17 protein-coding genes and 1 tRNA gene are annotated in these 21,930 nt (G+C 33.0%); 14 read left to right on the top strand and 4 right to left on the bottom strand.

The genetic code is table 11. The features are described 5' to 3' along the window. Positions 1 to 282 precede the first annotated feature (282 nt). Positions 283 to 3,498 (top strand): TonB-dependent receptor, encoded by a 3,216-nt coding sequence (locus VJY38_RS10430; RefSeq protein WP_353680648.1) that lies wholly within the window; start codon positions 283 to 285, stop codon positions 3,496 to 3,498. Between the two features lie 64 nt (positions 3,499 to 3,562). Here the strand turns inward: VJY38_RS10430 and VJY38_RS10425 are convergent, their stop codons facing one another. Next, on the bottom strand, positions 3,563 to 4,060 hold the full coding sequence (locus tag VJY38_RS10425) for a YajQ family cyclic di-GMP-binding protein (protein WP_353680647.1): 498 nt from the start codon (positions 4,058 to 4,060) through the stop codon (positions 3,563 to 3,565). Between the two features lie 209 nt (positions 4,061 to 4,269). Here VJY38_RS10425 and VJY38_RS10420 point away from each other — a divergent pair, with 209 nt between their 5' ends. Then, the gene (locus tag VJY38_RS10420) at positions 4,270 to 6,936 is read left to right on the top strand and encodes a S9 family peptidase (protein ID WP_353680646.1); all 2,667 of its coding nucleotides are present in this window, start codon (positions 4,270 to 4,272) and stop codon (positions 6,934 to 6,936) included. Between the two features lie 252 nt (positions 6,937 to 7,188). Here VJY38_RS10420 and VJY38_RS10415 read toward each other — a convergent pair whose 3' ends face one another. Both VJY38_RS10415 and VJY38_RS10410 read right to left on the bottom strand, forming a co-directional pair. After that, positions 7,189 to 7,854, bottom strand: a complete 666-nt coding sequence (locus tag VJY38_RS10415; RefSeq protein WP_353680645.1) for a hypothetical protein — start codon at positions 7,852 to 7,854, stop codon at positions 7,189 to 7,191. 761 nt (positions 7,855 to 8,615) lie between these two features. After that, a tRNA-Met gene (locus VJY38_RS10410) sits at positions 8,616 to 8,688 on the bottom strand. Positions 8,689 to 8,893: 205 nt separating this feature from the next. On the opposite strand from VJY38_RS10410, the gene VJY38_RS10405 reads away from it, so the two are divergent. Continuing rightward, entirely contained in the window at positions 8,894 to 9,553 is a 660-nt protein-coding gene (locus tag VJY38_RS10405) for a fumarylacetoacetate hydrolase family protein (protein WP_353680644.1), read from the top strand. Between the two features lie 236 nt (positions 9,554 to 9,789). On the opposite strand, the gene VJY38_RS10400 is transcribed toward VJY38_RS10405, so the two are convergent. Beyond that, positions 9,790 to 10,539, bottom strand: a complete 750-nt coding sequence (locus tag VJY38_RS10400) for a DUF72 domain-containing protein (protein WP_353680643.1) — start codon at positions 10,537 to 10,539, stop codon at positions 9,790 to 9,792. A gap of 846 nt (positions 10,540 to 11,385) precedes the next feature. On the opposite strand from VJY38_RS10400, the gene VJY38_RS10395 reads away from it, so the two are divergent. The 11 genes from VJY38_RS10395 (at position 11,386) to VJY38_RS10345 (ending at position 21,910) form a co-directional block, all read left to right on the top strand. Beyond that, positions 11,386 to 12,072 carry a hypothetical protein gene (locus tag VJY38_RS10395; RefSeq protein ID WP_353680642.1) on the top strand — a complete coding sequence of 229 codons (687 nt, stop codon included), beginning with the start codon at positions 11,386 to 11,388 and terminating at the stop codon, positions 12,070 to 12,072. A 497-nt stretch (positions 12,073 to 12,569) separates the two neighbouring features. After that, positions 12,570 to 13,577: an integron integrase gene (locus VJY38_RS10390; RefSeq protein WP_353680641.1), complete on the top strand. Its 1,008-nt coding sequence runs from the start codon at positions 12,570 to 12,572 to the stop codon at positions 13,575 to 13,577. A 166-nt stretch (positions 13,578 to 13,743) separates the two neighbouring features. Continuing rightward, a complete protein-coding gene (locus tag VJY38_RS10385) occupies positions 13,744 to 14,496 on the top strand; it encodes an SDR family NAD(P)-dependent oxidoreductase (RefSeq protein WP_353680640.1) in 753 nt (250 codons plus the stop codon). Positions 14,497 to 14,620: 124 nt separating this feature from the next. Further along, entirely contained in the window at positions 14,621 to 14,980 is a 360-nt protein-coding gene (locus VJY38_RS10380) for a VOC family protein (protein ID WP_353680639.1), read from the top strand. A 276-nt stretch (positions 14,981 to 15,256) separates the two neighbouring features. Next, positions 15,257 to 15,463 (top strand): hypothetical protein, encoded by a 207-nt coding sequence (locus VJY38_RS10375; protein WP_353680638.1) that lies wholly within the window; start codon positions 15,257 to 15,259, stop codon positions 15,461 to 15,463. A gap of 491 nt (positions 15,464 to 15,954) precedes the next feature. Further along, complete coding sequence (locus VJY38_RS10370; RefSeq protein ID WP_353680637.1) at positions 15,955 to 16,542, top strand: hypothetical protein; 588 nt, start codon at positions 15,955 to 15,957, stop codon at positions 16,540 to 16,542. Positions 16,543 to 16,651: 109 nt separating this feature from the next. Continuing rightward, on the top strand, positions 16,652 to 17,731 hold the full coding sequence (locus tag VJY38_RS10365) for a hypothetical protein (protein ID WP_353680636.1): 1,080 nt from the start codon (positions 16,652 to 16,654) through the stop codon (positions 17,729 to 17,731). Between the two features lie 576 nt (positions 17,732 to 18,307). Further along, positions 18,308 to 18,754 carry a PEGA domain-containing protein gene (locus VJY38_RS10360; RefSeq protein WP_353680635.1) on the top strand — a complete coding sequence of 149 codons (447 nt, stop codon included), beginning with the start codon at positions 18,308 to 18,310 and terminating at the stop codon, positions 18,752 to 18,754. 742 nt (positions 18,755 to 19,496) lie between these two features. Beyond that, positions 19,497 to 20,096 (top strand): hypothetical protein, encoded by a 600-nt coding sequence (locus VJY38_RS10355; RefSeq protein ID WP_353680634.1) that lies wholly within the window; start codon positions 19,497 to 19,499, stop codon positions 20,094 to 20,096. Positions 20,097 to 20,107: 11 nt separating this feature from the next. Beyond that, a complete protein-coding gene (locus tag VJY38_RS10350; protein ID WP_353680633.1) occupies positions 20,108 to 21,025 on the top strand; it encodes a phospholipase C/P1 nuclease family protein in 918 nt (305 codons plus the stop codon). A gap of 15 nt (positions 21,026 to 21,040) precedes the next feature. Beyond that, a complete protein-coding gene (locus VJY38_RS10345; RefSeq protein ID WP_353680632.1) occupies positions 21,041 to 21,910 on the top strand; it encodes a T9SS type A sorting domain-containing protein in 870 nt (289 codons plus the stop codon). Positions 21,911 to 21,930 lie beyond the last annotated feature (20 nt).

Here is a 21,930-nt window from a genome sequence, read left to right as displayed (position 1 = left end):
GTTCAATTTGTAATGAACAATTTCAGGTATTAATTAGATTTAAAATAACAATAAAAAAAGAAATAAAAATCCTTTTGCTATTAAAAGTATTTTCCTATTTTCAATAGGATAAAAAATCTAAGTATGTGATTTTATTGCAGTATTAAAAAATTATTAACTCTGAGCTTAATACTTGTATATGAAATTAAATCCCCTAAAATTTGACTTCAGAATAAAAATCTTTACCAAATCAAAAAACAATATATACCTAATTAAAAATCTACAAACCAATAAGGAGTGTATATGAAAAAAGTTCAACTAATATTTTCTTTCCTAACTCTTATAATTTTATTGCTGGGAGGAACACTCTGGGCACAGGGTGTAACTTCAGCAGCACTAAATGGTAGAGTAGTTGACCAGAATGGTAATCCTCTACCAGGTGCAAATATTATTGCAGTGCATCAACCATCAGGTACTCAATACGGAACAACCTCTCGAGAAGATGGTAGATACAATCTGCTTGGTTTAAGAGTAGGAGGACCTTATAAAGTTACAGTTTCTTATGTTGGATATACCACACAAGTAGAAGAAGGCTTCTCTCTTGAGTTAGGTCAAAATCTCAGGATCGATTTTAAATTACCAGAACAAGCTGTAGAATTAGGTGGTGTTACAGTAACTGCAGAAAAAGGAGCAATCTTGAGTCAGGCAAGAACTGGTGCTGCTCAAACTGTAACTCCAAGAGCTATTGAAGCTCTACCAACTATTAGTAGAAGTTTTCAAAGTTTTGCAAAACTATCCCCTTTATTTTCAGGAACAGATTTAGGAGCTGCTGGACGTACAAGTCGTTATAACAATATTCAAATTGATGGTACACAGTATAATGACTTATTTGGATTGGGTTCAACAGGAACTCCAGGTGGTCAGACATTCACAAATCCAATAAGTCTGGATGCAATAAGTGAATTTCAGGTTGTTATAGCACCTTATGATGTTCGTCAAAGTGGATTTACTGGTGGTGGAATTAATGCTATTACACGCAGTGGAACCAATAAACTTTCTGCTTCTGCTTATTTCTATGGAAGAAATCAAGATTTAGTTGGTAAATACAAAGTAAATGGTACTACTTCAAAAGCTGTTGATGAATTCAAAGAATATCAATATGGATTTAGAGTGGGTGGTCCTATATTAAGAGATAAATTATTTTTCTTTGTAAATGGTGAATTGACCGCTAATGATAATCCAGCTCCAAATATTTCTTTAATTAGTGGTTTTGGAGGAAAAACTCCTGCAGAATTAAAAGCACTGGCAGATCAGGTAAAGGCTGCTTTACTTGCTAAAGGATTTAATCCTGGTTCATACGAAGATGTAACACTTGAACAACCAAGTACAAAATTATTCTTAAGATTTGATTATAACCTTGCAACAAATCATAAACTAACATTAAGACATAATTATGTAGATGCCTTTGCAGAAAAGTTTTACAACTATCGTCAGGTAAATACTTTATTGTTTGATACTCAACCTTATAAGATGAGCAATACAACTAACTCAACAGTATTGATATTAAACAGCACTTTTGGAAACACAATGTCGAATGAATTGATTGCTGGTTTTACAATGATTAGAGATAAAAGAAAAGGTATCTCTGCCGATGCACCAGAAGTTTTAATTAAAGAATTAAATGGTACTTTCAGTTTCTATGCTGGTCCAGATAGATTTTCATCTGCTAATAAATTAGATCAGGATATTATTGAATTGACTGATAACTTCAATATATTTGCTGGCGACCACACATTTACTATTGGTACTCACAATGAAATATTTAGATTTTCAAATTTATTTGCTCGTTCTGCATTTGGATATTATGAATATAATAGCTTAGCAGATTTCCAGAATGAAAAAGTTGCATTCTACCAGAGAGTTTATTCAAGAAAGGGAGATCCAAGAGATCCAAAAGCAATTCCTGCAGCAGAATTTTCAGTTGTTCAATTAGGATTTTATGTTCAGGATGAATGGACTGTATCACCAAGATTGAAATTAAATTATGGATTACGTATTGATGTTCCTGTATTCCCGGATAAACCAGATGCAAATCCATTAGTAACCCAATACTTCCCGGATTACAAAACAGATAGAGTTCCAAGTGGAAATTTACTATGGTCTCCTCGAATTGGATTTAACTGGGATGCTTCTGGAGATAGAACAACTCAGGTTCGTGGTGGATTAGGAGTATTTACTGGTCGTATTCCTTATGTCTGGATGTCAAATAACTTCGGTAATGCTGGTACATTTACTGCAGAAGTTAGAAATTCAGGAACAGGTTTGCTCTTTAGAGCAGATCCTTACAATCAATACATTGCTGGCGATCCTGGTACAGGTGCTGCAAGATTACAATCAGAAATTGATTTAGTAGATCCAGACTTAAAGCTTCCTCAATTATTAAGATTAAATGTTGGTGTTGATCAACAATTACCATTTGGTTTCATTGGTACTTTTGAAGTTCTTTATTCAAAGAACCTCAATGAAATGTTATATAGAAAAGTTAACTTAAATGCACCAATAGCAAAAGTATCAATTATTGGAACTGGACTTGATGGTCGCCCAATTTATGGTGGTACTAATTCAGGTGGTGGCAATTTCTACGATGTTCTTGAGTTATACAACACAAGTTCTGGTTATCAATATAATTTAGTATTCCAGATACAGAGAAATGTTTTACGTGGAATTTCTGTTAATGCTGGTTATACTTATGGACAGGCAAAAGATAAAAATAGCTTGAATTCTTCTCAGGCACAATCTCAAATGAGATATAATCCAATTGATATTGATCCTAATAGTCCAAAATTAACTACTTCACAGTGGGAAATTGAACATCGTGTATTTGCTTCAGTTTCTTACACAGAAGAGTTCTTTAAGAATGCACCAACAACAATTTCATTATTCTATAATGGTCAAAGCGGTTCACCATATTCATATATAGTTTATGGTGATTTAAATAATGATGGCTTTGATTATAATGACTTATTCTATGTACCGAGAAATAGTTCAGAAATATTACTTGGTAAAATTGTTAATAAACAATATGTACCAGCAGATACTAAAATGTATGAAGATTTAGAAGCATTCATAAAGAACGATGAATATTTAAGTGCTTATAGAGGAAAGATTTTTGAAAGAAACGCTGCTAAAGAACCATGGCAACAATATCTTGATTTGAGAGTAACTCAAGATATTCCAGATTTATGGGGATTGGGTAGATTCCAGCTTTCTGTTGATATTCTTAATGTTCTAAATCTTCTCAATAGTGAATGGGGAAGAGTTGAAACTGTTGGTAGTTCAACTTATCGTATAGTTACTTTACAGGGAAGAGTTGATGAAAATGGTAATGTTAACTCAAATCCAGCTTTGAATACTCGTCCAGTTTATTCATTCTCTAAACCAAATAATAATAAAGCTGCTCAGGTTAGCGATATGGCATCACGCTGGAGAATGCAGGTTGGTTTGAGATATAGTTTCTAAAAATATAGAGCCCCTGGGAATTTTCCAGGGGCTTTTTTATTACTTGGCAATTTAAAAAAGGTTCTTACTTGTAATTAGTAAATTGAACTGGAAAATCTAAATCAGCTTCTTTGATTAATTTTATAACTGCTTGAAGGTCATCAATTTTAGATGCAATAACTCTGATTTGTTCATCTTGAATTTGAGCATTTACTTTTAATCTACTCTCTTTGATCATTTTTGTTATCTTCTTTGCATTTTCCTTTGAAATTCCACTCTGTAAGTTTATAATTTGTTTTATTCTTCCACCTGCAGCTGGTTCTGGCTCATTTAATTTCATTGCTTTAATTGATATACCACGTTTAATGAATTTTGATTGAAGTATATCAATTGATTGTTTGCGAGAATAGTCGTCTTTTGTATTAAGTGTAATTACTTTTTCTTTTTTGTTAAGAATAAATTCTGTTTTTGAATCTTTTAAGTCATACCGTTGCTGAATTTCTTTTAATGCCTGATTGATTGCATTATCTACTTCCTGAAAATCAATTTCAGAAACAATGTCAAATGAATGATTTGTTGCCATATTCTTTATTGAGTTTGTGAGTATTAAATGATAATTGTAAAATATAATGAATGACAATAAACTATTTCTTTTTAATTATTAAAATAATACTTTTGATGAAAAGATATTAATCATATAAACTTGATGGTAAATTTATTTTCTTGCTGTATTTAAAATAACCAAACAAATTTTCTTAACTATTTTTATTCAACTTATAACGAGGGATTAACATGAAAAAATTATTTGTTCTTTTATTAATCATATTTGTTTCAAATAGTTTTGCCCAGCTACCACCTCTAATCGATCGTGAAGTTTTCTTTGGCGACCCGGAAATTTCGGGAGCTCAAATTTCTCCAGATGGTAAGTATATTACATTTATTAAACCATTCAACAATGTGAGAAATATCTGGATTAAAGAATTAAACCAGAAATTCGAAGAAGCTCGACCACTTACTAACGATACTAAAAGACCTATCACAAATTATTTCTGGTCTCGTGATAGTAAATATATTCTTTATGTTCAGGATCAAGGTGGTAACGAGAATTTTAGAGTTTATGCAGTTGATCCTAAAGCTACTGGAGATCCAGTTCCACCATCAAGAGATTTAACACCTCTTGAAAATGTTAGAGCATATATCTACGATGTTCCTAAAAAAACTCCTAACGAAATTTATATTGGATTGAATGATCGTAATCCTCAACTACACGATGTTTATAAATTAAATCTAACTACAGGCGAAAGAACTTTAATACGTAAGAATGATGAAAATGTAGTTGCGTGGGTTTTCGATTTAGATGGTAATTTAAGACTTGGAGTTCGTCAAACTGAAGATGGAGGAATGGAAATTCTAAAGGTTGATGGGGATAAATTAATTCCTATTTATTCAGTATCGAGTGAAGAATCAGCTGATCCATATAGATTTACTCCTGATGGTAAAAGTTTTTATCTGGTTTCTAACAAAGGTAAAAATGTAGATAAAACAGAATTACTTCTTTTTAATTTAGAAACTAACGAAATAAAATTCATTGAGAGAGATCCTGAAAATGAAGTTGACTTTGGTGGTGCTTTATTTTCTGATAATACAAATGAATTACTTGCTACATTTTATCGTGCAGATCGTGTAAGAATATATTTCAAGAATAAAGAATTTGAAAGTGCTTATAATAAATTACGTAAAGCTCTACCAGATGGAGAAATATCATTAAATTCAATGACCGATGATGAAAATCTCTGGATAGTAAGTGTATCAAGAGATATCGATCCAGGATCTACTTACTTATTTGATAGAAGAACAGGTAAAGTTGAATTTCTTTATAAGTCAAGACCAAATTTACCATCTGAATATCTTGCCGAAATGAAACCAATAAAATATAAAGCTAAAGATGGATTAGTAATTCCAGCTTATTTAGTTTTACCAAAAGGAATTCCACATAAAAATTTACCTACTATAGTTTTTCCTCATGGAGGTCCCTGGTCACGTGATTTCTGGGGATATAATTCTTATGCACAATTTTTAGCAAATCGTGGTTATGCTGTACTGATGCCTAATTTTAGAGGTTCAACTGGATTTGGTAAAAAATTTCTAAATGCTGGAAATAAACAATGGGGACGTGGTGCAATGCAACAGGATATAACCGATGGAGTGAATTATTTAATTAAAGAAGGAATTGCTGATCCTAAAAAAATTGGAATATTTGGTGGTTCTTATGGTGGTTATGCTACACTGGCAGGCCTTGCTTTTACTCCAGATCTATATGCTGCTGGATTTGATTTTGTTGGCCCTTCTAATATTATAACATTATTAAATTCAATTCCTCCTTATTGGGCACCAATTAAAAAAATATTTACAATTAGAGTTGGCGATCCGGATAAACCAGAAGAAAGAAAAATGCTGGAAGAACAATCTCCTCTAAACTATGCAAGTAATATTAAAGCACCATTATTTGTAGTTCAGGGAGCTAACGATCCAAGAGTAAAGAAAACAGAATCCGACCAGATAGTTGTTGCTTTAAGAGATTTAGGTAGAAATGTTGAATACATTGTTGCACCAGATGAAGGACACGGTTTCCTTGGTGAGTTAAATCGACTTGCAATGGTTGTAGCTTTAGAAAAATTTTTTGCAAAACATCTTGGTGGAAGATATCAACAGGATGTTCGAGAAGAAATACAAAAAAGACTTGATGAAATTACTGTTGATGTTAAAACTGTTTCGCTGCCCAGAACAGAAGTTGCTAATGAGTTTCTTAATTCTTTTGATGGTTCAAAAATTCAACCAGTTTCATCAAAATATGTTATAAAGATTGATACACGAGGACAAAAATTTGAAATAAATGTAAATAGAGATATCACTAAATCGAAATTAAATGATAAAGATGTTTTTGTTGTTGTTGATGTTGCTACCGGAATTATGGGAGGCAATGATACTCTAATTGTAGATGCAAATACTCTATTACCAATTAAAAGAAATGTTAAACAGGGACCAGCAACAATTCATTTAAATTTTGGTGCCGATAAAATAGAGGGACAGATAGAAGCTGGTCCTCAAAAGATGCCATTAAATATAAAAATTGATTCACCGGTTATTACAGAAGGAGCAGGTATAGAATTAGCACTTAAAACATTACCTTTGAAGAAAGGTTATAAAGCATTTTTTAATCAAATTGATATTATGAGAGCAGGTACTAAAAAGATGATAGTAAATGTTCTTGATGTAGAAAAAGTAACTTTACCTTCCGGTGAATATGAAGCATATAAAATAGAAGTTAAACCATCAGATGGTGATGAAGGTGCTCAAACACTATGGCTTGATACTAATGATAAAATACTTTTGAAATCCGAAGCAAAATTAGGTGCAATGATGGGTGGAGGTACAGTAACATCAGAATTGGTTAAATAAGAAATTTTAAAGGACGAGTTAACTACTCGTCCTTTATAATCTTAATTTTTATTTCTCTCGGGAAGAATTTTATATAGATTTTTTCTAATTACTGCTCAAATTATGAGTACTTATAAAAGTTTTTTAGATGAACTCTTCTAATTACAATAACATCCAATTAAAAAATAATGCAGTAATTTGTGTAAAACAACTTATACTAATATTAATTAAAAAGTGTAAAAACTACTATATGTGAATAAACCATTTATAATATCATAGAAATTTACTCGCAAAAGTAGAACTCCAGAAAAATTTATTTTTTCCTGCTTTCATACCCGTTAAAGCAATAAAACAAATACCATCTTTATATGATGCTTTTTTAAAACTACTTAAATCAATTATAAAATTTTGTTTATTGTTTTTATCAAATGGCAGTAATTCAAACTGGTATAGTTTAATTATGAAATCTAACTTCTTGGTATTATTACTCCAGAGATGTATTAAACAAAATAAATAATTTGAATTAAACAATTCTTCAGGAAGTTTATTACTGCTTAAAATTATTTCCAGTGATTCATTTTTAAGATTTACATATACTTCAGGTAACATTGAGCCTGCAGGAGTAATCATATTTTTTAGAGATAAAGATTTGGGTTCTGTTAGACGGGCATTAACTTTTATTATTTTTTGATATGCATTTGTTGCTTTAATATTGCATTGATTCCATACACCGGATAGGACCAAATTTTTATTAATTTCCCTGGCTAATGCAACAGCTAAGGAAAATTTTTGTCTTGCTTCTATTGATGCTTTCGATTTGCTTACTTTTTGTTTTACTGGCTTAGAATAGATAAATGTTTTTCCATTTCTTTCTCGAAATACCAGGGAACCCAAACTGCCTTTAATGGTTCCAAAAATATTTTTGCTTAAAGTTGCCATAGAGTTAATGAATATTTATTACGAAATTTAATCCAAATATAACCGAAAAATAATCGAGAATAAAGCGTATCTGAAGCGTATGTGAAGCGTATCTAAATCCTGTTAATTACGACTTTATAACGAGTTTTAATCGAGTTTAATATGAAAATATTGAATTAGAAAATTGAAGAATGTGTATCATCACTTCATTTCACAAAGTTCCAGACTGTACATAATCATACACCAAATAAACAAAATACTATTCCATTTATTATCCAAACAATTTTAGATAGAAAGGAATATTCAGAATAAGTTGCTAATTGAGTAATAGAAGGCTTAAGTATTCTGTAAAATTATTTTTATCTATTAATAAATGTTAAAAGAATAAACTTGATTATACCTTTCAAGAAATATTCAAACAAATTTTTGAAGAGAGAAAAAACAAAGTAAATATAAATGATAAATACGAAGTCTATTTAAATTGTAGTAACATTTTGTTTGATGACTTATTATTTTTTCCGCGAGTTTTATCGAGATTTAAAATAAAACTTAAGATTATTAACACCAGCAAAAGTCAGTATAAAAGAAATATTTAATACAGCAATGAATGAAATGCTAACTTTCATGTTTGATGTGTAATATATAGCTTAGGTTGTATTAGAAAATTAAATTTAGAAGAATGGAATAAAGTTTTTATAGTTCGTTTTAGTAATTTATAAGAGGGAATTAAAAATAAAAAACCCTTTGCAATTTGTTATTTGCAAAGGGTTAAAATTTGTTTGTAGCGGGGGTAGGACTTGAACCTACAACCTTCGGGTTATGAGCCCGACGAGCTACCATTTGCTCCACCCCGCGGTATAATCAAAATTTGGTGTGCAAATATATAAAAGCATTTCACATCTGTCAAATCTTTGGAATTATTTAAAATGGGTATTGAGCCATTTTTAACCTTATATTAAATTAAAAAATGAAATAATAATTAGAATTCATTAAATATTGATATAATTTCCAGACTAAAATTTCTATTTTTGTATATATTAAAATAAAATTTTAATTTTTTATGAAATACATAAAATTTAAAAATTATGAGTATCAGGTCCCAATTGGTAAAATAGTTTGTGTAGGAAGAAACTATGCCGCACATGCTAAGGAATTAGGAAATGAAGTTCCTGAATTCCCGGTAATTTTTTTAAAAGCAGCTTCAAATGTTATTTATTCGGGAGAAGCTGTAATTCATCCAAAATATTCCAATAATCTTCATCACGAAGTAGAACTTGTTCTTTATATAGGTGATACAATAAAAAATGTAAACGAAGAAGAAGCTGAAAAAGCTATTTACGGTTATGCTGTAGGTCTCGATATGACATTGCGTGATTTACAGTTTGAATTTATGAAAAAAGGAGATCCATGGACATTAGCAAAAAGTTTTGATACTTCTGCAGTGCTTTCTGATTTTATCTTAAAAGAAGATTATAAATTACGTGGTGATGAAAATATTATTCTAAAAGTTAATGATTCAATCAGACAGAACTCATCTATAAAAAACATGATGTTTTCTCCTTCTAAAATTGTTAAATATATTTCTGAAAAAATGACTCTGGAAAAAGGTGATTTAATATTTACAGGAACACCAGAAGGTGTTGGAAGAGTTGTGCCAGGAGATAAAATATTTGCTGAGATTGAAAATGTTGGTAGTCTTGAGACTTATATAGTTGAATAATTCAGAATATTTATATGCAAGTATATAGTAACTAATGCCTGAAGAATAACATTAGGAATATTTAGGAATCTTATTTAGCAAGAAAAGGAATTTATTTTTTACGCAGGTAATTCAAGAAATACATATAAATAAATTTATTTCGTTTACTCAAATCTCCAGAATATAATTTCTCATTTCGTAATAATAATAGAAATATTGTTTCAAATATTGATCTTTTGTATGAGTGAATTAAACAATTAAATATAATTTTTCATAAATGTTAATGCATCTTCGAACATATAAGAGTTATTGAACATAACATAATTAATATTTCTATCACACGATAAAAAAACTTTTTTCATTGCTTCGTTATCTATTTTGTAGTTATAATTAATCTTGTTGCCTGTGTAATTACCATGAATTCTAAAATAATTAAATTTGCCATGTACTGAGTTATTCAAATTTGGTGATAATGGATCGACGCAGTGTGTGAGATTTAATTTTTTACAAATTTCTTTAATCTCTTCTATACTCCAGTTTCCTCTTGCTTCCCAGATAAAATGATATCTTTTAGATTTGTTTATATAATTGAAAAAATTTATCAGGTTATTTTTGTTTTCTTCGGTTGGTTTAAAACTTGAAGGTGTTTGAAATAATATTTTATTACAATCAAGTTTCTCTGCAAATTCTTTTGTTCTTTCCCACGCATTAAAAACTTCTTCGGAAGGTTGAAAATATCCACAATATTTTTTTCTATTTTCAGGAATTTTTTCTTTTAATCTTCTGTATGTAAAACTTGATGCTGGATGTGTAATTAATTGCCATGCTTTTATTATGAACTCAAAATCTTTATTGTAGCTTTGAGATTCTTCTTTCCATTTAAGTGCTGTGTTAATTTCTGGAATTTGATAGAAAGTGATATTTATTTCAATGCAATTAAAAACCTGAAAATATTTTTTATGCGAGACAGGAAAACCACAACAACCAACTCTTATTTCTTTATTCATTTTTAATTATTACTAATCAGGTTTGTTTATAAAAATAGTAAATTTTTAAAAGTAACTTAACATAAAAATTATGCTATGAGTTAATACTTTTCAATAAATGATAAAAATAAAAGTAAGTAGAGTAAGAAAGTTTATCTATTAATATTAAATAGATAGAAAATGATAGATTTGTTTTTATATTACTAATTAGAATGTAAAGGTTAGTAAAACAATTCAACAAAATAAATCATTGATTAAATGCAAGAAATGAATAAACTGGTTTTGTAATCATTTAGCAATGTAATAAATATTTTTTGTCAGTTTTATGAAGGGGTTATATAAAGACTGAAAGCACATTAAAAATTACTATTAACCAATTGACACCAGAGAAAATATTTTTTAAGTTATATTGCAAAACAAAAGGAAATATTACTTGCTTAGAGGGCAACGAAATCTTTTACCAACTATCGTAAATCCTCAAACAGAAAATCGAAAAACAGTGATTGGTTATTCATATAAAAATTATTTTTTATTTGATTAACGATAGACAGCATAATTTAGATAAGAGTGATATTAAACAAGAAATTGAGAATTTTAATTAAAAATAAACAAAACGCTGGTAGACTTGTCCGCCTCTGGCGGGTATCATTCCAGATAATGATATTTATTGGCGGGTTAATTAATAGTTAGGCATTTTACATTATGAAAAAATGTTTTATTCTTTTTATAATCTTATATCTTAGCTGTCCAACATTGTGTCAGCAAAAAAAGGTTATAAATCCTGAACGTAACAAGGTTGTCACGACATTGTTCTATAAAGATTCGATAACCACTCAAGTAGGAAGAATCGATAGTCTCATAATAATAATGAAATCTGATCGTGATCCTTGGCTGATGAAATATTTATTGCCTGCTTTATTTACGTTGATTGTTGGTATTGTTTCTTTTCTACTATCGCAGTTGTACCTGAGACATTTAGATAAGAAACGTTCTAAAGATAAATATATAGGAATCCTAAAAGTTCTATCTGAAGAAGTAAAAAGAAATTTAGATTTGGAATGCCAACTTCATGCTTATCTATATGTTCGTCTACTCCCTACATTCGGTTTATCTTTTTTTATCACAGAAAAAATATTTGCTGAATTAACTACAGTTTGTCTAAACTATGATTTACTAAAGAAGATTTTCCATAAATACTTTGAATATAGACATATTCAGAATCGGTTAGATAAAATTTTGACAAGCTATAAGGAGTTAGAAGAAACGAAGAAAGTTAGAGATGATAGCTTCAACAGCATTTTTGCCGCTACTAAATATTCATCAGAAATAAACGGAACAATTCTTTTAATTCAAGGCAACATTAAAGGATCTTATGAATTATATAATGAAATTATTAGAGAAATTCATTTTTATGATGATAAAGCACAAGTGAAAGAGTTGCCTTCAACATATTTACAAATAAAGTATGATGAATTCCAAAATGATTCTGCTGTAAAAAGTTCGGCAAAAAGAATTGATTTAGATTATCTAGATAAAAGAGAAAAATTTTTCTAATAAATGCCTAACACGCAACTCAAAGCGACTACTTTAAACATTGCGGCATTTGTGTGGTTATAAAGTTGCGTTAAAATTAGTAATTGCTCTTTGAGTTTTGTGAACAGAACAAATAATTATAGGCGTTGTTTTTCTCCCGCAGGGATTCCTTCGGGAAAAGCAACATTGCTGTGTTGAGTCGTTAGACTCCGTAAGGATCTAACGGACTGCAAGCGGTGACTTAAAAACAAAGTTGTTGCTGCTAAGTTAAGTAATAAGACTTTCTAAGAAAAAACTGAATAATTATTAAAAACTAATTTCTCCGTTCAATAAGCATTTATTTAGTTACCAAGAGCCTTATCTGTGGAAGAAATTAAGGATTGATAATGTAAAATCTTGGGTTCATTGCAAAAGAGTTTCAAAACATTAATGTTAATTAGTGGCTGAAATATTTTTATTGACTATAGTGAAAAATAAATTTAAGTTGTAACCAGAAAGCAAAAGGAAATATTACTTACTTGCTTAGAGGGCAGAAAAATATTTCATACAATTCAGTAAATCTTCAGAAAGAAAATCATAAGCCGAAACTGCTCGATTTGGTAAGAACCGAACTGCGAGTTAATCATTACAGCACTAAAACCGAAGAGGCTTATGTTGGTTGGATAAAGAGATACATTCTATTTCACAATAAAAGACATCCGAATGAAATGGGGAAAGAAGAGATTCAGAATTTTATAAATCACCTTGCTGTAAATAATAATGTTTCCAGTTCAACTCAGAACCAGGCGTTGCAGGCAATTCTGTTTTTATATAAAAGAATATTGAAAAAAGAAGTTGGCTGGATAGATGAAATAAAACACGCCACAAGAGTTAAACATTTGCCTGTTGTCTTCTCAAAGAAAGAAACCGCAAAGATTATTGACAATTTAACTGGAATTCCAAAACTAGTTGTATCTCTTCTCTACGGAAGCGGACTAAGATTATCTGAGGCCTTGAGATTAAGAATAAAAGATATCGATTTTGATTATAAACAGATATTGGTTAGAGATGGTAAAGGTGAGAAAGACAGACATACTATTCTACCAGATTCTTTAATTCCCGATTTAAAGAAACATCTAAATAGAGTTTGCTTAAAATACAAAGAAGATTTGAAGAGAGGAAAAGGGGAAACAATTCTTCCTTATGCATTGAAAAAGAAATACCCAAACGCAGACAAGGAATTTGGATGGCAGTATGCTTTTCCTGCTGATAAATTTATAAAAAATAAAGATAGCGGTTTAATTTTGAGATGGCATATTCACGAAAGCACCATCCAAAGAGCTGTTAAAGAAGCAATAAAGAAAGCAGGGATTATAAAACCAGGTAGTCCTCACACGTTCAGGCATAGTTTTGCTACTCACTTATTAGAAAACGGTTATGATATCAGAACAATACAAGAGCTATTGGGGCACCATTCTGTTAAAACAACAATGATATATACCCATGTTTTAAACAGAGGACTTGGAGTTAGAAGTCCGTTAGACTGAAATGAGTAAGGATGATATATATGCACAACCTATTTTTAAATATTGGGATTTTGAGAAGATTTGAGAATAATTGGCACGTATTTATGCAGCTGCACGCATATCTATGTACCTTAAGTAATAAATCTGTGCAGTATAAGTAATAGTTAGGCGACCAAGAGGAGGCTTCATGAAAGTTGCAATCATCACGGGTGGCAGTAATGGCATCGGCAAGGCGACGGCGCTCGAGTTGGGCCGGCGCGGGGTTGGCGTCCTACTGACGTATCATTCTAACGAACGAGGGGCACGGGACGTAGTGCGGAGCATCGAGCTGGTCGGGGCGGCCGCCGTCGCGCTGAAACTCGACCTCGCACGCCCAGCGACCTTCGACGAGTTCGCGCGATCAACGGCGCTGGAGCTCGAGAGAGTGTGGAAGCGATCGACTTTCGACTACCTTGTTAACAATGCCGGTGTCGGCGGCGGCATGGTGTTCTCGGAGATGACCGAGGAGTACTTCGACAGAATGCTGACTACGAACTTCAAGGGTCCGTTCTTCCTGACGCAGCGACTGGTCCGCTTGATGGAAGATGGCGGGAGCATCGTCAATGTTTCGAGCAACGCTAGTCGCGGCTCTTTCGTCGGCTACTCCGCCTATGGGGCCTCGAAGGCTGCACTCACTTCGTGGACCCGCTATCTCGCCAAGGAACTCGCCGCGCGGCGGATCCGCGTCAACGCGGTTTCGCCGGGACCCGTCCGCACAAACCTTGGGGACGGAGCGTTCGACAAGCACCCCGAATATATCAAGCCCTTGGCGGATCAAACCGCACTCGGCCGTATCGGTGAGCCGGAGGACCTGGCGAAGGTAATCACGAATCTGCTATCCGACACCTTTGGCTGGGTGACAGCCCAGGACATCGAAGTGTCCGGGGGGTTTCTTCTGTGAGCGGTCCAGGACTCAGGGGACTGCGCTGAGCGCCGCCGGTGCCGGACGTTAGGCGGCACACTGCTTGGTTGCAAAATGCGAGTGCTGATGCTAAACTGAAATCTAAATGCAAAGGAGTCTATCGATGAAAAACAAACCGAAATTTGGGTTCGTCGTGGAATACGTGAAGGACATTGAAGCAGCAAAAAACTTCTATGTCGAAGTACTTGGTCTTGAAGTCCAACGTGAACATCCAACGTATGTGCAGTTTGATGGTTTTGCTCTTGCCGCCGACGAGCCTATGGGCGGTGAGGCCGATCAAGAATTGTTTTGGCTGGTCGATAACGCCAAATCTGCATTCAGCGATTTATCTAAAAAAACTGAAATTATTCTAGCGCTCAAAGATGTCCCATTTGGCAAAGTCTTTGGTGTTAGAGACCCGGACGGGCGACCTCGCTATCTGCTCGAATTCTCCAAAAGTCGTCCAAGTCAACCTGTAAAATGATAGCGATTTCTGTAGGGCGGGGTAAAGTGATTTCATATTCAAGCGGAGCCAGTATTGGTTGTACCAGCCATCAAGGTCAGGTCGGCTAGGCAATCAATTTCTGTTTCAGTTCGTAGCCACCCAACAAAGCGTGCACTGGACGCTGGGGATTCTGTGGTATTTTCAAACAGTTTCCAACGCCTTATCATTTTTCCAATCGGATGGCTTCGCGCCGGCCGCCCCAGCGCAGGTAACGCACACCATTGCGCGGCTGTACCATGAAACAAGGAGAGCGGCGTGAATGACATAAAATCTTTGGCTTGGTTACTTCCAATTGCAGGCCTCCTTATCTTGTTTGGATGGTTTTTTGGACGTGTAGCAGGATGGGATCTTGAAGAACTCGATGTTGGCATCGACACGCTTAAACGGCCTACTGCTACGGTGGCTCCGCAAATTATGCAACCAAGCCACATCTACTTCATCACCACCATCAAGCGCCCCTAAAGGCAAATATCCTTGCCCTTTGGTGATAAAACGAAGCGAAGTTGCGAGATGGAAAGTTGGACAAACAAGTGTCCCCACTGTCCAAAAAGCCATAAATCAATTTAATGCCAGACGTTCCTATAACGAAGGTGTATTTGTCAAAGGAACAACAATTCCAAGCGGTGTTGTAGTAGCGATGAATTTTGACGAGCGTGACGCTAATGCTTGGACACGTTACCCTTTTATACCGCTGATTCATTCTGGAAGTTGGGGTTTGTTCTAAACGACAGGAGACTACATTGCTCCAAATTCACGTGCTTGTATGACGATAGTGCCGTAACAAGAGAAATGCCGCCCAACATGCGCATCCAGCCGACACGCTCCTATCGCTTCGCTCGCTCCGCGTGCGGCTGATGAGCAAGCCGTTATACTTACTAAAAATGGAGGTGAAACATGATAAAATTCTTTTCTTATTTTTATTACCAAACTTAAAATTTATGAATGGGGTAATTATGAAAAAAATAATTGCTTTTTTGTCTTCTGTTTATATTGGGCTGAACTTCTTGTCTTGTTCAGAACCAGTATCTACAGATAAAGGTGGTGATCCAAAGCCTCCCCGGTGGGTTGAAATGTCTGTAAAAATTGACAGCCTTCCAGCTGTTAATAAGACTGGAAGTTTTCAATTTCAATTTATTGTTACCGGTGAAGATAATAGATTACCTTCATCTTCTGAAACTAGTGATACAGTAGTGAATTATATCCGTGTTTCATTTTACCCGGACCCTGGCAGACAAAGTTTTACAGTCATGTCAGGGGATACACTTTGGGAAGGGAAGGTATCATATCTTGATACCATTAAACTTACTACACTCTTTACACCTGAAAAAACAACAAAAATTTATTTTACACTTGATGGTGGCTACCGTGAGTTTGATTGGGCAGTAGGTATTCTAATAGGCTATTATTATTTAAATGAAAGCGGTGATTTAATTCCGATCTACGGAAACCCAGGCTTTAATAACGCACCGTATGGATATATTTATGTAAACACCAAAACAGAGGATGTATATATTCAAATCAAAGCACTAAAAGTTAACTAAAAACAAAAATATTTGTGGGGATATTTATGAAACATTTAACTGTTGTACTCTTGTTAGTAATATTTTATCCGGATCAGTCTCCGGTATTATCGACTCAAAAAACGATGCTTTGAACAAAAAAGAATTATCATGTAATCCTAACATTAAGGCTGTAATCTTGGCGGTTATAAAACAAAAATCTGAAGTCAAGTTAATTGAAGAAGCAAACTTAACTCTGAAAATGACAGCTCTTAGACCTCTAAAAGATGTTTCAATAATGTATAAATTTTCCAAAGGTTTGAAAGGTATTGGCGAAGGCTACGAAATTAAATTTGACAAAATTGATTCCGGTCATACAGAAAGAATTCCTATTTCTGTAACGCCTTATAAACAGGACTTCCAAAAGATAACTATTGAAGTTAAAGGGACGATGACTACTCCCTTCAATAACAGCGATCTACCTTTTAATACAATGGAAGAAGTTGGGCTGTTGTTTGATGAAGAAACAAAAACTTTTGCCATAGAAACTTCTTATGAAACTATGACGAAAGAGTATAGAATTTGGAATCTTGTGCCCGAGACTAAATTGAAGGCTATAGGAAATTCTGTAAATTTCAGACAGCAGATTCAAAATGAAAATTTTAGGCAGGCAAATCCCACTAAACCGGAAATAAAAAGAAGGCGCAGCCTTAACCGTAATAAACTTTTTACAATAATAACCGACAATGATACTACTGGAAGCGCCAAAGAAAACAACTCACCTAACAAAATTCCTTCTTCTCCAAATAGCGTACAATCTACCGTTTGTGTAACTGTAAACGGCACTTTATATTATAAAGATTCTGATGGGCAATATGTTCCCCTTCCCAATGCTTCTGTAGAAATTTGGGAAGATGATACTTTTTCCGATGATTTCATAACATTGACAATAACTGATCAGTCTGGTCATTTTTCCGTTTGCTTATGCGATGACGACGGAATCTTTGATTCACATCTTGAACTATATGCCGTTCTAGTAACGATGAACGATAAAGTTGCAGTTTTAAACTATACCCAGCCAGGTGGACCTTACGGTTTTAATCCTTTCAAATGGGCAACGTGGACAATAGAAACAGGCGGTGGAACAATAGATTATGGTAATATTTTAATCAGCAATGGTACAATGAACAGAGGAGGAGCGAAAATATTTGATAATATGCAAAAAGCTTAGAGTGCATCTGTTGCAAGAGGTTTTAATCTATTTTATACTCTACAGTAATATTTATGATCCTAAGAATTAAAAGTCCCATTTGTGACGATATAGGGTCCCATTCATAAAGTAAGCAGAGCAATCAGAAGTTTTATAGCATTGGGAGTTAATTTTTGATTTATAATTAGTTTTGGACAGCGGTGGGTCAGGCAGTAGGTGGATGAAAAATTAGGTTCTGACTGTAAAGAAAATTTCTTTAAAAAATCTTGCACCAAGAAAAAAATATTTTTAGTTTCCATCGGCAAACAAAGAAAATATTTTTTTGCACAGTGGAAAACTAAATATTTCTACAAATTCCGGAAATCCTTAAGTCAAAAATCACAAACCGAAACTGCTCGATTTGGTAAGAACTAAACTGAGTCGCCTTTGGTGGATATTGTTTCAGAAATTATATTTGTAAGCGGGTTAATTAATAGTAAGCTAACTTATTCAAAAAGCATTTAGGAACTGGCTGAGTGTTACGCAAGTATAGCCTCAAGTAATTTGATGGTACGTCGATGTAACTTAACTACAGAACATTATAAAGTTTAATATAACATGAAAAATAAAATTAAAATATCATTGCTGTTTTTATTATTCATCATTATTACTTCTTGCAAAGAGTTCATAGATGACGGAGTAGGTCCCTGTGTTCACGTGTATAAAGAAGCGATATTTCATATTTCTGAATTAAAAGATTCTGCTAGCAATAATCCAATATCATTTGCTAAGATTGTATCACTCAAAATTAATGGGGAAAAACAAATTGGACTTCCCCTTGGTGATAAGAATTATGGTATTGTTTATTTTGATAGCGTTTATTATTGCAATTTCCCATGTGGATTCGGAATTGAATCCGGTACATATGAGTTTAAGATAGTTGCTGAAGGCTATAAAGATAAGGTTGTGAAATTTGAAAATGTAGATTATTCAATCAAAAAAGGTGGATGCCCTTCATATAGTGATGGAGGAAAAAGAGTTTCAGTAATAATGAGTAAGAAATAGACAATTTATAACATACAATTCAAAGTAATTATGTCTTCGGCTGGATTGTTTGATGTAGTAATTATCATTGGATTTTAGAATAGTTTTTTATGGAAGTTGGATTTAGTTAATAAAGCTGATTAAAAATTAAAACAGAGTATCAATTATAACATTGTCATCCCGTGTGATAAGTTACCTACTTGAAAGTAAAACAAGCAAACTATTTCTAATGACACAAAAACATTTTTTATTGATTAACTAAAAAAATAGATTTAAGTTATAACCAGAAAGCAAAAGGAAACGTTACTTGCTTAGAGGGCAGAAAAATATTTCATACAATTCAGTAAATCTTCATTAAGAAAAACACAAGCTGAAACTACTTGATTTGGTAAGAACCATACAAGAAATACTTGGGCATAAAAGTATAAAAACTACTATGATTTACACTCATTTTTTTTAACAGAGGACTTAGAGTGAAGAGCTGTTAGACTGAAAAGCAAGTGGAATGATATTATGCAGACCCTATTTTTTTATGAAACAAAAATTAAATTACCGGAATGATATCCTGCAGCACCGTGCGGGATATCGTTCTCAAATAAATATTTCGGTGCAGGATAAGTAATAGTTATACTTACATAAGGTGTAGTATGGCGGTAAAAAGAAAAACAATATTTTATGATGAGCAATACCATTTTACTTCTGGTTTTACTTAGTTTTAATTAGTTTTAATTATTTGTGAAATAAGAAAAATTATGGAGTAAAAATGAAATTAATAATAATTCTAAAAATAATTCTATTCCCATTTTTGGTAATCATTGCTCAACAGAATAATAATAAAACCTTAAATGAGGTTATATTAAAAACTGATTCATTAATAATTGATACAACAAGAACAAATTTAAATAATAACACACGTGCAATTTATATTTATACTGGTGTAAAACTTTCCGAATCTCGAAAATATCCCGGTACTAAAGAAGGTATAGCTTTAGGAGCTGGATTCAGAATTCCAATAAGTAAAGTATTATTTCTAAAAAGTGGTTATGCTTTTTGGAGTGCAAAAAGCAAGAACGATGAAAAAAAAGAAAGTATAAATCTTACTGGAGGTAATTTGTTAATCGGATTACTATGGTGTTTTAATCGTAGCTCTTTTAGTATAGCTTCCGGGCCAGAAATATCTAATTCGATGGGATATACTACCGTTGGATTTAGGTTAGAATCCAATTTTTCTTATACAATTTATAATCAGTTAAATACTTACATCGGTCTTTCATATCAAGATGCTGCAACCCTAGACCCAGGTGGGTCCGGCGTAGGTTTTAATCCATTAATTTTATCACTAGGAATAGAAATAATTCTATAAGGAAAAATATTATGAAAAAGATAATATTGATTATGGCTCTTTTACTTTATTTCAATGTAATTAGTGCATACGAAAGAAACACACATCAATATGTAGTAAGACAAGCATATGAATTAGTAAAAAGTTTTTATGGTGCTGATATACCCATACTTAAGCAACATTTAGGTAGCAATGAAATCGGTGCCGGCATATTTGAGCCAGGGAACTTACTTGTAATCGGAGCAGCAAGAGAAGATATTGAAGATATAATTTACGGTTACGAAGGAATATTTCAACAATATGTTACGGCTACACATTTTTGGGACCCGGATAGAGGAGATGGTTCACATTTTTGTACACAGCCGGATAATACGTGTTTTGAAAATGCTTATCAAAAGGCATTGAAATTGATTTACGGTGGTCCAATAATATGGAGTTACACTGAGTCAAAGCCAAACCCGTATTATTTGAGTTGTGGCGCGCCTGGGGTAATTGTCGGTCTTAAGTTTAGATTTAATGATATAATTGATTTCTATAAAACTGGTTATGTCCAAATATTAGCGGTTAGAAATGTAGCTGGGTATTATGATTATTGCAGTTCACCTTATACAACATACTTTTCACAAGAACTTAGAGAGAAAATTACTTGGGAAATACTAGGAAGAGTGTGTCATCTTTTAGCTGATGTTAGTGTCCCAGCTCACTCTCATAATGATCAACATGATCCATATTTTGGTGGTGGTTATGATACATATGAACAATATATGGAAAACAATAATAACTACATGCAATGGAACTATAGTCATGGGATTGCCCAAGGGGGCTTAATTAATGTCATTAATAAAACTAATCCGATTTTCTATTCAACAGCACAAGTATCAAACCATTTCCCAAGTGATCACAATCCTGGTAATAATACAAATGGTATCAATGATGCCTTTAGCAATTAGACAGAATTAGCCCAAATGTATTCAGCTTTTGGTGATCCGCCACCAGGAGTTAATAGCCAGCAAATTGCTTCTTCTTCATATGTATTCGCAATGCGTTCAATAGCTGGTTTACTTCATTGGTTTTCAGTTAACGCTCAGATATTGCCATCTCCATTGGAAGCTGTTTACTTGTCTGGTGATTTTACGCTTTACGCTGGTGGGACTGGGCATTGGTATGTCCAATTACGAAATGGAATAGAGCCATTCACCTATAATTGGCAAATAATGTATTTGGAAGGAGCAGGATATTTACAAACATATGAAAGTGTAAAAAAAGGAAAAGAGAAAAAAGATAAGGAAAAGAAAAAAGAGGGTGATATTATAATTAACGAAGCACCGAGTAATGAATGGGTGCCAATAGGTACAAACTCACCATATTTCAGCAAACCTCATAATCCTTATGATTTGCGAGACTTTAGGTTAAGATGTATTGTTACAGATGCAACGAACACAACAAAAACATCAAATGAATTTTATGTTGATGTTGTTTCATATCCGCCAGAATTCTCAGTTGTACAAAACAGTAATAATAATGAACAAGCAATTTCACTTGCAAAAGAAAGTGAACTTGTTTCGATTTCAAACGAATATATTTTAGAACAGAATTATCCTAATCCTTTTAATCCTTCGACTAAAATAACTTATTCTTTACCTGAGGCTAGTTTTGTAACATTGAAAGTGTTTGACATTCTTGGAAAAGAAATAGTAACCCTTGTTAATGAAACAAAACCATCAGGCAAACATGAAGTTGAATTTGATGCCTCTCAATTTCCAAGCGGAACATATATATATAAATTAACTGCTGGTAATTATCAAACAATTAAAAAAATGTTATTGCTCAAATAAGTATCATTTTTGTGAAGGCA

It is taken from the genome of Rosettibacter firmus, assembly GCF_036860695.1.
Lineage (GTDB): Bacteria > Bacteroidota > Ignavibacteria > Ignavibacteriales > Melioribacteraceae > Rosettibacter > Rosettibacter firmus.
This window is presented reverse-complemented; position numbering and strand designations above follow the sequence as displayed.